This is a genomic window from Staphylococcus caledonicus (assembly GCF_016238465.1).
In the GTDB taxonomy this organism is placed as follows: domain Bacteria; phylum Bacillota; class Bacilli; order Staphylococcales; family Staphylococcaceae; genus Staphylococcus; species Staphylococcus caledonicus.
In genome coordinates, this window is sequence record NZ_JABTXV010000001.1 from 804,395 (window position 1) to 817,983 (window position 13,589).

12 protein-coding genes and 2 pseudogenes are annotated in these 13,589 nt (G+C 30.3%); 9 read left to right on the top strand and 5 right to left on the bottom strand.

Features of this window, described 5'->3' with window-relative positions; all coding sequences use genetic code 11:
* Positions 1-907: 907 nt before the first annotated feature.
* On the bottom strand, positions 908-1,933 hold the full coding sequence (locus HS848_RS04075; RefSeq protein WP_198611347.1) for a threonine aldolase family protein: 1,026 nt from the start codon (positions 1,931-1,933) through the stop codon (positions 908-910).
* A gap of 232 nt (positions 1,934-2,165) precedes the next feature.
* Between HS848_RS04075 and HS848_RS04080 the strand changes: the two genes are divergently transcribed.
* The 6 genes and pseudogenes from HS848_RS04080 (at position 2,166) to HS848_RS04105 (ending at position 7,323) form a co-directional block, all read left to right on the top strand.
* Complete coding sequence (locus tag HS848_RS04080; protein WP_198611348.1) at positions 2,166-2,363, top strand: hypothetical protein; 198 nt, start codon at positions 2,166-2,168, stop codon at positions 2,361-2,363.
* Positions 2,364-2,395: 32 nt separating this feature from the next.
* Positions 2,396-3,879, top strand: a pseudogene (cls, locus tag HS848_RS04085) (cardiolipin synthase).
* A gap of 149 nt (positions 3,880-4,028) precedes the next feature.
* Entirely contained in the window at positions 4,029-4,898 is an 870-nt protein-coding gene (locus HS848_RS04090; RefSeq protein ID WP_198611349.1) for an ABC transporter ATP-binding protein, read from the top strand.
* Positions 4,891-5,628: an ABC transporter permease gene (locus tag HS848_RS04095; protein ID WP_198611350.1), complete on the top strand. Its 738-nt coding sequence runs from the start codon at positions 4,891-4,893 to the stop codon at positions 5,626-5,628. The genes HS848_RS04090 and HS848_RS04095 overlap by 8 nt, the downstream gene beginning before the upstream one ends.
* Positions 5,629-6,724 (top strand): annotated as a pseudogene (locus tag HS848_RS04100) (sensor histidine kinase). It abuts the gene before it with no gap.
* Entirely contained in the window at positions 6,721-7,323 is a 603-nt protein-coding gene (locus tag HS848_RS04105) for a response regulator transcription factor (protein ID WP_107508568.1), read from the top strand. Before HS848_RS04100 ends, HS848_RS04105 begins: the two are co-directional and overlap by 4 nt.
* Here the strand turns inward: HS848_RS04105 and HS848_RS04110 are convergent.
* Both HS848_RS04110 and HS848_RS04115 read right to left on the bottom strand, forming a co-directional pair.
* Positions 7,320-7,502 carry a hypothetical protein gene (locus tag HS848_RS04110; RefSeq protein ID WP_198611351.1) on the bottom strand — a complete coding sequence of 61 codons (183 nt, stop codon included), beginning with the start codon at positions 7,500-7,502 and terminating at the stop codon, positions 7,320-7,322. The genes HS848_RS04105 and HS848_RS04110 overlap by 4 nt on opposite strands.
* Positions 7,503-7,831: 329 nt before the next feature.
* Complete coding sequence (locus tag HS848_RS04115; RefSeq protein WP_107508570.1) at positions 7,832-8,023, bottom strand: hypothetical protein; 192 nt, start codon at positions 8,021-8,023, stop codon at positions 7,832-7,834.
* Between the two features lie 166 nt (positions 8,024-8,189).
* Here HS848_RS04115 and nucI point away from each other — a divergent pair, with 166 nt between their 5' ends.
* Positions 8,190-8,726 carry a thermonuclease NucI gene (nucI, locus tag HS848_RS04120; protein ID WP_107508571.1) on the top strand — a complete coding sequence of 179 codons (537 nt, stop codon included), beginning with the start codon at positions 8,190-8,192 and terminating at the stop codon, positions 8,724-8,726.
* Between the two features lie 80 nt (positions 8,727-8,806).
* Here nucI and HS848_RS04125 read toward each other — a convergent pair whose 3' ends face one another.
* Positions 8,807-9,664 (bottom strand): hypothetical protein, encoded by an 858-nt coding sequence (locus tag HS848_RS04125; RefSeq protein WP_198611352.1) that lies wholly within the window; start codon positions 9,662-9,664, stop codon positions 8,807-8,809.
* A gap of 408 nt (positions 9,665-10,072) precedes the next feature.
* On the opposite strand from HS848_RS04125, the gene HS848_RS04130 reads away from it, so the two are divergent.
* Positions 10,073-10,657: a hypothetical protein gene (locus HS848_RS04130; RefSeq protein WP_198611353.1), complete on the top strand. Its 585-nt coding sequence runs from the start codon at positions 10,073-10,075 to the stop codon at positions 10,655-10,657.
* A 73-nt stretch (positions 10,658-10,730) separates the two neighbouring features.
* Here the strand turns inward: HS848_RS04130 and HS848_RS04135 are convergent, their stop codons facing one another.
* Positions 10,731-12,113 (bottom strand): aspartate kinase, encoded by a 1,383-nt coding sequence (locus tag HS848_RS04135; protein WP_198611354.1) that lies wholly within the window; start codon positions 12,111-12,113, stop codon positions 10,731-10,733.
* A 199-nt stretch (positions 12,114-12,312) separates the two neighbouring features.
* Between HS848_RS04135 and HS848_RS04140 the strand changes: the two genes are divergently transcribed.
* Positions 12,313-13,587, top strand: coding sequence for a homoserine dehydrogenase (locus HS848_RS04140; RefSeq protein WP_198611355.1), 1,275 nt, complete (start codon positions 12,313-12,315; stop codon positions 13,585-13,587).
* Positions 13,588-13,589 lie beyond the last annotated feature (2 nt).

The window sequence follows — 13,589 nt, forward strand, 5'->3', positions numbered from 1 at the left end:
AAGGAACAATATCTAATAGGAGGGAGAGTATTAGAAGATATAGTTAATAAAGTAAAACTATAATTTTATAAAGTTTTAATAGTTGCTATAGGAAAAATGGAGGCAATAATTAATGAGTAATTAAATGACCTCTCCAATGTTTTTTATATCTGAATTCTAATACTCATATGTTATGAAAGCTATTTACATAATTTTAATCTTACTTATCTGGCTTAACGTATTTTTAGGAAATAATATCTTGCATAGTGTTTTAGCGTTAGTAATAACATTAGTTTTAATTAACACACTAAAAAAGACTAAGAAAAGCGAAAACAATTAATTTTAAAGCTATTATAAAACAAAGAATTAATAAAGAATGAAGTTGTAAATACTAGTAGAATGAGAAGCTTGATCAATCTTCTTCACAATTAAAATTTCTAGCACAGCGCTACTTCCCTTTTGAACTAATTACTATTTTGAATTATATATCACTTAATCTTTAATTAACGTCGATGGTATATTATATAGAAAAATAATGCAAAACTTAATAATATTATTATATAATTGAATTAATAGTTATTAAGGAGTGGTTTAATATGAATAAAGTATCAAGTTTATTAGATATATCGGGAATGATAGTGAATATAGCATTAATACTAGTATTATCAGTTAGTATATTGAAATATCTAAAAGAAGATACGGAACTATAAATTAATAGATTAGGAGCATGGAAGTGAAAATAACCATAAATATAAGAAAAACGACTACTAAAGAAAAATTAGAATCCATAATAGGGTTAGCGTTAATAATAGGTTTTATTTATTTCGTGCGTCATAGATAAGTAATTTAAAAAATAAGTCAAACATTAGAAAAGCGGGGCAATAAAATCTTTAAAATAATATAGATTTCTGTCCCGCTTCTAATATTATTAAATTAATTCTAACAGTTGATCGACATTTGCTTCAGTAGTAGCCCAACTTGTCGCGAATCTCACTACACGATGGTTGTCATCATACTTTTCCCAAACGGCGAATTTAACTTTTTGTTGTAACTCTTTTATTTTTTCTTCACTAAGTACAAAGAATTGTTGATTTGTAGGTGAATCAAAATAGACTTGATAACCTTTATCTAAGAATCCTTTTTTCATTTTATTAGCCATATTAATAGCATGGCGACTAATGTCTAAATATAAATTATTTGTAAATAATTCTAAAAATTGCACGCCGATGAGACGTCCTTTAGCCAGTAAAGCACCATGTTGTTTAATGCGTGTAGTAAAATGTTTAGGTTCATTGTTTTTAGTAAAAACGATTGCTTCTCCGCATAATGCCCCAATTTTTGTCCCACCAATATAGAAGATATCACAATACTTTGCAATGTCTTCAAAAGTTAAATCACTTTGATCGCTCATTAAGCCATAACCTAATCTTGCCCCGTCCATAAATAGGGGTATCTTGTGCTCTTTACATACAAGAGCTAAATCTTTTAATTCATCTTTGCTATACAAAGTTCCGTATTCTGTAGGATGAGAAATATAAACCATGCCAGGAAAGACCATATGTTCATGTTTAAAATCATTGTAGAATGTATCTAAATACTCATTTACTTCTTTAGGCGTAATTTTTCCTTCATGAGAAGGGATAGCCAACACTTTATGCCCGCTGAACTCGATAGCGCAACCTTCATGAACAGCTACATGTCCAGTATCAGCAGAAATCACACCTTCATAAGGTTCTAAAACTGAATTAATGACTACTTGATTCGTTTGTGTTCCCCCAACTAAGAATCTTACCGTAGCATCTTCACATTTAATGGTTTCTCTAATTTTGTCCGCTGCTTGTTTTGAAAATGGGTCATCGCCGTATCCAGCAGCCTGGATTAAGTTCGTTTCAAGTAATCGTTGCAACACTTTTTCATGTGCGCCTTCAAGATAATCATTTTCAAAAGAAATCATAAGCATCCCTCCACAAATCGATTAAAAATAAATTGTTTAATTATTCTGAAAAATAAATAGAATATCTTAAGTATACAGTAATTCAGTATTAAAGTGAATTAAATATTTAATGCATATAATTGTAAACGCTTTAAAATATGATTAAAGTTGTTAATATTCGTGAATTTAGTTGCAAACTGTATGTAACAATACTATGATTTAATCAAATAAATAAAATAGGAGTGTTATGTTAATGGGTAAAGTAAAATTTAAAAAGATTCAAGAACAAACGGTTGAAGCGCTTGAAAATAAAATAAATGATTATTTAGAAAGCGATGAAGGCAGTCACTTCGAAATATTAAATATTTCAATCGATAAGGTAGAAGAGCGTAAGTTTCCAAATAATGAAGAAGTACTAAGTGCATTATTGATTCTAACTCATAAAGATTAAATATATTTAATAAATTAACAGGAGTATTAAAAATGAAATTTTTGTTCACCACGAATATAGGAATAATTTTAACGATTATACTTGTACTTGCATTTATTATTAATGTCGGGTTAGCTTTTACAATTATATTTTTAGAAAGAAATAGAAGAAGCGCCACATCAACATGGGCATGGCTATTTGTACTATTTGTTTTACCAATTATTGGCTTTATTCTCTATTTATTTTTTGGAAGAACAGTTTCCAAACGTAAAATGGAGAAAAATAACGGTAAAGAACTTGATGCCTTCAAGGGACTAGTAAATAAACAAATTCAACAGTTAGATACACATACATATCAAAGTGATAATGATGAAGTAACTAAGCATCGTGATCTTATTAGAATGTTATTAAATCAACAAGATGCTTTTTTAACTGAAGATAATAAAGTGAATTTATTTACTGATGGACATAAACTATACGATAAGGTAGTCGAAGATATTTATAATGCTAAAAATTATATACATTTAGAGTATTATACGTTTGAGCTTGATGGTTTAGGTCACCGTATCATTGATGCGTTAGAAACCAAGCTTAAAGAAGGCCTTGAGGTCAAAATTTTATATGATGACGTAGGGTCTAAAAAGGTTGGAATGTCTAAGTTTAAACACTTTAAAGCATTAGGTGGAGAAGTTGAAGCTTTCTTTGCTTCGAAGTTTCCATTAATTAACTTTAGAATGAATAATCGTAACCACAGAAAGATTATTGTTATTGATGGCCAAGTAGGTTACATAGGTGGCTTTAATATAGGCGATGATTACCTTGGTCTAGGTAAATTAGGCTATTGGCGAGATACACATATTCGCGTTGAAGGTAGCGTAATTGATGCCTTACAAATGCGTTTTATACTTGATTGGAACTCTCAAGCTCATCGTCCGCAATTTGAATATGATGATAAGTATTTTCCTGAAAAGAAACCACATCAAGGAGATGCTGCAATTCAAATTGTTTCAAGTGGTCCAGCAGTAGAACTTCATCAAATTGAATATGGTTATACTAAGATGATTATGAGCGCGAAGAAGTCTATTTATATGCAAAGTCCTTATTTTATTCCAGACCGTTCTTATATTAACGCATTGAAAATGGCAGCAAGTACTGGTGTGGAAGTACACCTTATGATTCCTTGTAAACCCGATCATCCATTTGTCTATTGGGCGACGTTTTCTAATGCGGCAGAGTTATTAGAAAGTGGCGTTAAAATATATACTTATCAAAAAGGATTTATATTCATTCCAAAGTATTAATGATTGACGATGAAATCAGTAGTGTAGGTTCTGCAAATATGGATTACCGCAGTTTTGCATTAAACTTTGAAGTAAATGCGTTTATATATGATAAAGAGGTTGCTAAAGAAATCAAGGATGCCTACGCCAATGATATCGAGAATTCTAAATTATTAACAAAAGAAAAATATAACAATAGACCTTTAAATATTAAAATTAAAGAAGACATTGCTAAATTAGTTTCACCAATATTATAGTTTAAGCTAAATCGCTAGAGCTCTCGCAGCTATAGCGATTTTTTTATGACATTTGTCATATTATCTAAATGACATTTACTACTAATTTTTATAGTAACTAAACGTTAAATTAAAGACATAGACAAATTAGTTAAGGGAGTGGCAATTAGATGATTAAGATTAAGCAAATATCTAAGCGTTATCAAACTAACAACGTATTAGATAACGTATCTATGGAGTTGGATGAAGGATTATGTACAGCTTTAATTGGAAAAAACGGAGCCGGAAAATCAACTTTAATAGATATAATAATTGGTCATATAAAGCCGGACAAAGGAATAATTGAAGATCCACATTCTATCATTCAGCCTAAGAATATAGGGATTTTATTTCAGAAAACTAATTTTCCAAAATCAGTGAAAGTTAAAGAACTATATTCACTATTTAAAGGTGTTTATCGCGACGGAATGAGTTTTGAACAATTTCAAAATATGACTCGGTTTTCAGACAAAATGATGAACCAATACGCAAATGATTTATCTGGTGGCCAAAAAAGATTACTTGACTTTATCTTGTGTCTCATTGGTAATCCTCAATTATTGATTTTAGATGAACCGACAACGGCGATGGATATTGAAACTAGAGAACGCTTTTGGAACATCATTCTGAAATTAAAAAAAGAAGGCACAACAATTCTTTACACATCACACTATATAGAGGAAGTGGAAAGGATGGCAGACAAAATCACATTATTAGAAAATGGGGTCGTGAAATTTAGTGGATTACATAATGAAATCATACATAATCAGAATTATTCCATTATCGAGTTTCCTATAAGTTCAGAAGAACAAATACTAGAACTACAATCTAAGTTTAAGGTTGAAGTTAACGACAACACAATTAAGTTAAAAACGAACAAAGTACAAGATGTTATTAATGAATTGCTAAATTTAAAAATTAATTTTAATGAAATGATTATTTCAAAACAATCATTATTAGAAATGATGTTTGAACAAGAAAGGGGAGATAATGATGAATAGCACAGGGATACTATTAAAAATAGAACTTAACTCAATACTTAGAAGAAAACTAACGACATTTATGGCTATTCTCTTACCTTTAGCATTTTATTTGCTATTTACTTCAATTCTTGATCTACCTGAAGAAGCTAAAAAACAATTCAATAAAGACTACATGTATAGTATGACAACCTTTAGTTTAATCAACTTCTGTTTAATGCAATTTCCTTTTGGTATGATTGAAGAAAAAACAAATGGGTGGTATAAGCGATTAACTACAATACCTATTGCTCCTTCCACTTATTTTTTAGCAAAAGTATTGAAAACAATGTTGCTGTTTCTCTGCTCAATAGTATTAATTTTTTCAGTTGCACATTTTTATAAAGATGTAACTCTCGAAGCGTCACAGTGGATTCTATCTGGCTTAGTTTTATGGGTAGGGGCAAGTTTGTTTCTTACGCTTGGTTTAGTTATTGCGCAATTTAATGACATCCAAAAGGCTAGTAGTATAGCCAACCTACTTAACATAGGTATGGCTATACTGGGAGGATTGTGGTTCCCGACTAATACATTCCCCGATTGGTTACAAACTATTTCGAAATGGATGCCTACGTATCAATTAAAACAAGTTGCTATTGAATTAAGTAAAGGTCATTCAATACCAGTAAACTCTAGCTTATTATTAATTGTCTATAGTATCGTTTTTCTAATCATTGCATTGCTTATCAATAAGAAAAAGGAAGTGAAGTAATTGGAAAATAGGAGTTGGAGCGTCAGACTAGGAGAAATTTCGACATTAATTTATTTAATTTTCCCCATTATTGGGATGTTTGGAGAAAAAAGAGGATCAGAGTTTATATATATTACAGTTTTAATCATCTTTACCATTAGTTATTTGCTCATGGTGTTAGCGAACAATAAATTAACAACTAATATACTATATGCTTTATTGGTATTGCATTATTTAGGCGTAATATATTTTGTTTATAGCGTTAATCCCATGATCAGTTTATTCTTTTTCTTCAGTGCTTTCGCTCTACCTTTTACTTTTGATGTAACTCTAAAATCTAAAGAATTTATCACTTTTATTATTACTATGACTATATGTTTTTTAGTTAGCTATTATCTATATGAAAGTACAATTGCTTTCTCAATCTTAATTTTTTATTTTGTAATTTTAACTGTTACATTAGGGAATTTTAAAACTAAGAAGGATAGAAAGATTAAAAAAGAATTAGAAGAAAAAAATAAATATATCAATGTACTCATTGCGGAACAAGAACGTAATCGAATTGGGCAAGATTTACATGACACATTAGGTCATGTTTTCGCGAGTATTAGTTTAAAATCTGAACTCGCTATTAAACTGATAGATTCAAACCCTGACACAGCTAAACAAGAAATTATTAATATAAATGAGATTTCTAAAGAAACTCTTAATAAAGTAAGAAATATCATTGAAAATTTGAAAGTTCAAAATTTTGAAGAAGAAGTTAAGTCTATTGAAAATATACTAAAAGATGCCAATATAGCTTTTACTTTTAAAAATAAAAAAGGGGCAAATTCTTTAAATCCAGCTAAACAATCTTTACTGGCAGATTTTAAGAGAAGCGGTAAATAATGTAATTAAGCATGCACATGCTAGTAGCGTAAAAGGCAAAATTGAATATTATCCGGAAGGAATTAGATTACTCATTAGTGATAATGGCGTAGGCGTAAAAGAACCCAATTCAACTATATTAAAGAGTATTAATGATAGAGTTGAATTATTAAATGGTACACTTGAAGTAACTTCCGATAAAGGTATGACACTTAACATTACTATTCCGAGAGAAGGTGTGAAATGATTTCAATTGTGATTGCAGAAGATCAATATATGTTAAGAAAAGCAATGATTCAACTTATTGAATTTAATGAGGAAATGAAAGTCATAGCTAATTTTGAAAATGGTGTTGATACATTAGAATATATAAAAGTAAACCATCCCGATGTGGCAATATTAGACATAGAAATTCCCGGAATAACTGGATTAGAGGTTTTGTCAGAGATAAGAAAAGCGAACATAAACACCAAAGTCATCATAGTAACGACGTTTAAACGCCCTGGCTATTTTGAAAAGGCCGTGGCTAATGACGTTGATGCTTATGTCTTAAAAGAACGCTCAGTTGACGATTTAATTGCCACAATTAATAAGGTCATGAAAAATGAGAAAGAATATAGTTCTTCATTAATGACTTCAATATTTAAAGAGTCAAATCCTCTTACGCATAAAGAACAAGTTATTTTACGTGAGATTGGCGAAGGTTTGGGCAGTAAAGAAATTGCAGATAAATTATATTTATCTAACGGGACAGTCCGCAATTATACGTCTAATATTATTGATAAATTATATGCAGATAATAGATTTGAAGCTTGGAAGAAAGCAATTAAAAAAGGTTGGATTTAATTATTTTCAGTTTTAGCTTCTTCTAAGTTATCAACATGAGTTGCTAATAAGCGTAGTACTTGGGCGACTTTGTTAGGAGGCGTATCATTCGCAAGTGTATGTTCAAAAATATTTCCATTTTGCGTTTGTACTCGATAAATAAGTCCATGCGTATCGATAATAATATCTAAAATTTCCATGTTTTCCACCTCTTTGTTTTTTATTTTTAATGAGGCTTCCATTCATTAGAGTTGAATATAGGTTATAAATATATAGAATTTATTATTCAAACTATTTATTTGAAAATTAATTTTATACTTGTTGCTAATACATACCACTATTTGTTAGAAATAACCGTAAACAATAAAAAAAGCTAAGCCTTTTTTAATAAGGGCTTAGCTTTTGGTTTAGACAGTAGTTGACTGAAGTGAAGAAGCGTTAAACCGTACTTTCTTTCTCTTTAGTCAATTTTTCCAGGGCAGAACTACGAAACCTTAGAAATTACATTAGATTTCTATCTCGCTCTATTTTATTTATTTTTTCTTTTACGCATAATATTTTGAACTATATAAACAATGAAACCAACTAATACTCCTAATAAAATTGCTACGACTACTGATACAATAATAGGTAATTTAAAAACTATTTGTAAAATAATGCCTACGATAATAGCTATCACTGCGGCAATAATTGTAATCATGTTTTCATTACGCTCATCCATTTATTTCACTCCTAACGACATTATTATAGCACGATATCCTTTTAGTCTTCATTCTTTACATGAAGGTTGACTATCTTAATTTTCAACAGGAAAAAGAAGTGATTGACGATTAAAATGATATTATATATTATATTTAAGTATTGAATAATAAGAGTAGGTGAAAGCCGTGAATTCAAAGAAAGCTATCAGTGTTATCGTTGTAGCAATATTAATAGTAGGTGTTTTGGGCTTTCAATTTATTAATCACACTGGACCATTTAAAAATAGTGGTAGTCAATCATCCTCTAGTGGCGAGTTAAAAGACAAGCAGAAAGTACATGTAGAACGTGTAGTAGATGGTGATACCTTTGTAGCTACTAATAATGATGGTAAAGAAATGAAAGTGAGATTGATAGGAGTAGATACTCCTGAAACCGTTAAACCGAATACGCCAGTTCAGCCTTATGGCAAAGAAGCTTCAAATTATAGTAAAAAACATTTATCAGGTAAAGATGTTTATTTAGAATTTGATAAAGAAAAAGAAGATCGATATGGACGTACGCTTGCATATGTATGGCTAGATAAAGAAACCATGTTTAATGAAGAATTAGTTAAAAAAGGTCTAGCACGTGAAAAGTACTTCTCACCAAATGGTAAATATAGAAATGTCTTTGAAAAAGATGAAGCACAAGCTAAAAAAGAGAAACTCAATTTATGGAGTTAAATAAAAGCGACTGGCCCAATATCCTTATTGGATAGAAGTCAGTCGCTTATTCAATAGTTTATATAATTAGTCAACTTAGATTAATTGTTAAAACTATTAATAATTTTAGTTACTTGTTCTTCTGAAAGTGAATATTTAGATAGTTCGATGGCATCTTTAATAATATTTTCAAGAGATGTTTTAGTAGATACAGTATCTACGTATTTTTCTCTTTCTTCTGCACCTTCAATAATATTGACACTGCCATCACTAAAGTAAACAATGCCTATACTTTGTATTTTGTGATTAAAATGATTTTCAACGCCATCTTTCAATGATTTAGAATTTATGGCAGCTTGTTCATACGGATCGTGGTCATAAAAATCATAAACAACGCGATTGTTTTGAATCTTTTCGATAAATGTATAAATCTCGCTACGAGGTGAATCAAATTGGCTGTGATATTGCTTACTAATATAATGACCAACGATTTGATTAACATCATCCGTTCCAATAGGCATATCATCAGTAATAGGTGCGTTGAAATGATAAAATGTCTTTTGTTTCCAATTTTTAACATCTATATTAATAAGTCCTATATCTGAAACTACTATATAGTCAAATGTTCTAGCATGTTCGAAAAATGGATGCTTTGTAGCTAAATTACTCGTAGTAATAATATCGTAGTATTTTAATTTACCTTGTTCCTTGTAATTATCAAGGATGTTAGTTAAAACATGTTTTGCGTTTTGCTTAGCATGAGAACTGACATCATTGTTAGAACTTAACATTTGATTCTTTAATTCTAGATTTTCACTACTCAAGATTGAGTTTTTAGTAACCATTTGATTTCTTGCGTAGACTTCAGTATCTACTCTATCTTGCATATAACGTTGATTGGTAAACAATATCAAGATAAGAATCACAATGATAACTAATAAGATTATTGTCAATGTCATTATTAATCACCTGCGTCCAAATTTAGTTTTCATATTATAATATTTTATTATTGCAAAAAATATTTAAGTAATATAAAACACTATGTAAATTATATACATTATAATTACTCAGTTCAACAATAGATGATTTAAGTACGATTTATAATTATAAATTCGAGGTTGGGACAAAAGTGTTTAGGATTTGAGCAGAACCGAACGATGAGCAAAATTGTTTTTCAAATTTTGTCGAATCGTGACGGTATCTGCCGAGAATCCTACTTTTGGGACACCGTTTATCGGTTTCCCAGAGCATAAATTATTAATGTCTCAGTCTCATTTACCAACTTTTCACAATTCGTAAATTGAAAATCAATAATATTAAAGGTATAATTAGCCTTAATGAAAGCGTTTCCTTAGGAGGGTAGTAAAATGGAGAATAATCATCAACATCATGTAGAAGAATTAGTTAATACATTAAAAAAACAATGCCGCACAGCATTTAAATTTCATGGGGAAGTCGCTATGCATTTATTTTTAAATGATAACTTTATACTACCTTCTAAAGTTGATATTTGTGTTGAGCGTATAAATTTAGTAGAAGTTTTAAAATCAATTCCCACAACCTATACGTTCAATTATTATGATAAGAAAAATAAGCTAATGGATAAAGATAATTTAAAAGTCCCCGAAGTATCTTACATTGAAATAACTAAAGATAACTCATTAGTAATGAATGTCATCATCTATGATGTGATTAATGAGGAATGGCTATTTAGATTAGATAGTAATATTCGAATACCAAAAAATAGCATCTACTTCCATTCGTTAACATGGGGCGTCGATTACATTAAACCAGAAATTGTACTTATGTATGATTTGCTCGGGAATATGGATTCTCAACAATTAACTAGCTATAAGAGAGTATTGGATGCATTAAGCTATTACCAATTTGTCATATTAAAAGGTGTCGTAGGCGAACGTAAAATTAATGAAGTCATTGCTCAAAATAGATAAGTTACATAAAGAAACATCTAATATTTAAAGGAAATCAGATAAAGAACTCACTTTAAATATTAGATGTTTTTTGTTATTTGCTTTTGCATAAATTCTTTAAACAAACACCGTGATAGCAGTATTCATAGGTAGACAATACTGCTTTATCGGCATCCTCGACTGAAATTCCGAACATCATTGATATTTCTGAAGCACCTTGGTTGAGCATTTTTAAGTTAATATTAGATTCTGCTAGGGCGTGCGTAATTTTATTAGCAGTACCAACCACTTTATTCATGCCTTCGCCAACAATCATTAAGATAGCTAAGTTATGCTCGACACTTAATTCATCTACGTCACATTTTTTTCTAATAGCGTTTAAGACATCTTTTTCTTTATTTTTTATTTGATTTGTACGCATAATAATACTAATACTATCAATTCCTGAAGGCATATGATCAAATGAAATATTGTAATCCTCTAAAATACCCAACACTTTGCGCGTGAAACCAACTTGTCTATTCATTAAGTACTTTTTAATATTGATAACTGTAAAGTCTTTGTCACAGCTTATTCCAATAATTACATTTTTATCATTGATATCACGTTCATGACGAATAAATGTTCCTTTATCTTGAGGACGATTAGTATTTTTAATTACCACTGGAATTCTATGTTTATATAGCGGCTGTAATGCTTCATCATGAAAGACGCCAAATCCTGCATAAGAAAGTTCTCGCATTTCTCTATACGTAATTTCTTCAATAAGTTCCGGATTTTTAATTACGTTAGGATTCGCTCTGAAAATACCTGACACGTCTGTAAAGTTCTCATATAGCGATGCCTTTACACCTCTTGCGATGATAGCCCCTGTAATATCAGAACCTCCTCGTGGAAATGTAACAACAAAATCGTGTTTTGAGACTCCAAAGAAACCAGGAATAATAATCTTGCCTTCAATATCTCTTAATTTATAAATTTCATCATAAGCTTCTTCTAATATTTGAGCTTGTTGAGGTAAATCAGTAACTAAAATACCTGCATCTTTTGGAGATAAATACGTCGTTTTAAAACCTTTAGAATTATTGTAACTTGCGATTAATTGAGCATTAAAGTTTTCGCCACATGATAATAATGCATCATATAAACGTGGTGGTTGTTCTTTTAACGTTGCAATAATATTTTCTAATGTTTCATCAATTGTTGTTAGTAACGACTTCTCCATATCGAGTTCTTCTAAAATATCCGCATAACGTTGAATAATTTCTTTTTTCTTATCTTGGTAATTTAAATTGTTAAGAACCTTTTCATAAAGACGAATTAAAAGATCAGTAGTTTTAATGTCATCTTTATGTCTCTTACCAGGAGCAGACACAATAATAATTTTACGTTCAGGATTCTCATTTACAATATCAAGGACTTTTTTAATTTGTGAGGCGTTTGAAACTGAACTACCGCCAAATTTTGCTACTTTCATATAGGAAACCAACCTTTCTAAAAAATCAGAAAATTCTATTTAATTTTCTGATAGCACATGATAATATATATCTAAGTATTTACATTTTACGTTAAAAAAGTCCTATCAATTTAATATGTGTTAATAGTATACTAAATTTAAGTCTATTTCAATAAAACAATTGTATTTATGAGTAATACATAAGGGGGAGATAATTATTATGAAAGAATTGAATGTTGCCTTGCTAGGTCTAGGAACAGTGGGATCAGGCGTTGTAAAAATCATCGAAGAGAATCGACAACAAATTAAGGACACGTTAAATAAAGATATAGTTATTAAACAAATATTAGTACGTGATAAATCAAAAAAGCGTCCTATCAATATTAGCCAGTATCACTTAACTGAAGACGTAAACGAAATTCTAAACGATGACTCTATTGATATCGTTATAGAAGTTATGGGTGGTATTGAACCAACAGTCAATTGGTTAAGAGATGCGTTAAAAGGTGGCAAGCATGTTATTACTGCTAATAAAGACTTGCTAGCTGTCCATTTAAAATTATTAGAAGACTTGGCTGAACAACAGGGATTAGCACTTAAATTTGAAGCGAGCGTCGCAGGTGGTATTCCAATTGTAAACGCAATTAACAACGGGTTAAATGCTAACAATATTTCTAAATTTATGGGAATCTTGAATGGTACATCCAACTTTATTCTCTCTAAAATGACACGCGAACAAACAACATTTGAAGAAGCGCTAGATGAAGCGCAACGATTAGGCTTTGCCGAAGCGGATCCAACTGATGATGTTGAAGGCATTGATGCGGCGCGTAAAGTTGTTATTACATCATATTTATCATTTAATCAGGTAATCAAATTAAATGATGTAAACATTAGAGGTATAAGTGATGTGACGCTATCTGATATTAATGTTGCTAAAAAATTGGGATATAAAATCAAATTAATCGGTAAAGGTACATATAATGGCAAAGTCAATGCGTCAGTAGAACCGACTTTAATACATCAAGCGCATCAACTTGCAGCTGTAGAAGATGAATATAATGCAATATATGTCGTTGGAGATGCAGTGGGGGACACAATGTTTTACGGTAAAGGTGCAGGAAGCTTAGCTACAGGAAGCGCAGTAGTGAGTGACTTATTAAATGTAGCATTATTCTTTGAATCTAATACACATACATTGCCACCACATTTTGAATTAAAAACAAATAAAACTCGTGAATTAATGGATACTGATAATACTATAGCTATAAAAGAGAAATTGAATTTTTATGTTGTAATTAATAATGAAGAACCTATTGAACGATTTTCAGAAGCGTTAAAAGAGGCGTTACCGTTCCATAGATCACTCCAAATTGAACAACGCGATGAACACTCATATGGAGCAGTAATTATTGGTTTGGATTATTCACCTCAAGAAGTATTAAGTAGAGCTAACTTTAATATTGAAAAAATTTATCCAGTTGAAGGGGTTTAATA

Bases quoted from the DNA above. Each gene is read 5' to 3' on its own strand.
- HS848_RS04075 (WP_198611347.1), bottom strand. From the start codon at position 1,933: ATGATTTCTTTTGAAAATGATTATCTTGAAGGCGCACATGAAAAAGTG.
- HS848_RS04135 (WP_198611354.1), bottom strand. From the start codon at position 12,113: ATGAAAGTAGCAAAATTTGGCGGTAGTTCAGTTTCAAACGCCTCACAA.
- HS848_RS04105 (WP_107508568.1), top strand. From the start codon at position 6,721: ATGATTTCAATTGTGATTGCAGAAGATCAATATATGTTAAGAAAAGCA.
- HS848_RS04110 (WP_198611351.1), bottom strand. From the start codon at position 7,502: ATGGAAATTTTAGATATTATTATCGATACGCATGGACTTATTTATCGA.
- HS848_RS04130 (WP_198611353.1), top strand. From the start codon at position 10,073: ATGGAGAATAATCATCAACATCATGTAGAAGAATTAGTTAATACATTA.
- HS848_RS04125 (WP_198611352.1), bottom strand. From the start codon at position 9,664: ATGACATTGACAATAATCTTATTAGTTATCATTGTGATTCTTATCTTG.
- HS848_RS04090 (WP_198611349.1), top strand. From the start codon at position 4,029: ATGATTAAGATTAAGCAAATATCTAAGCGTTATCAAACTAACAACGTA.
- HS848_RS04080 (WP_198611348.1), top strand. From the start codon at position 2,166: ATGGGTAAAGTAAAATTTAAAAAGATTCAAGAACAAACGGTTGAAGCG.
- HS848_RS04140 (WP_198611355.1), top strand. From the start codon at position 12,313: ATGAAAGAATTGAATGTTGCCTTGCTAGGTCTAGGAACAGTGGGATCA.
- HS848_RS04095 (WP_198611350.1), top strand. From the start codon at position 4,891: ATGAATAGCACAGGGATACTATTAAAAATAGAACTTAACTCAATACTT.
- HS848_RS04115 (WP_107508570.1), bottom strand. From the start codon at position 8,023: ATGGATGAGCGTAATGAAAACATGATTACAATTATTGCCGCAGTGATA.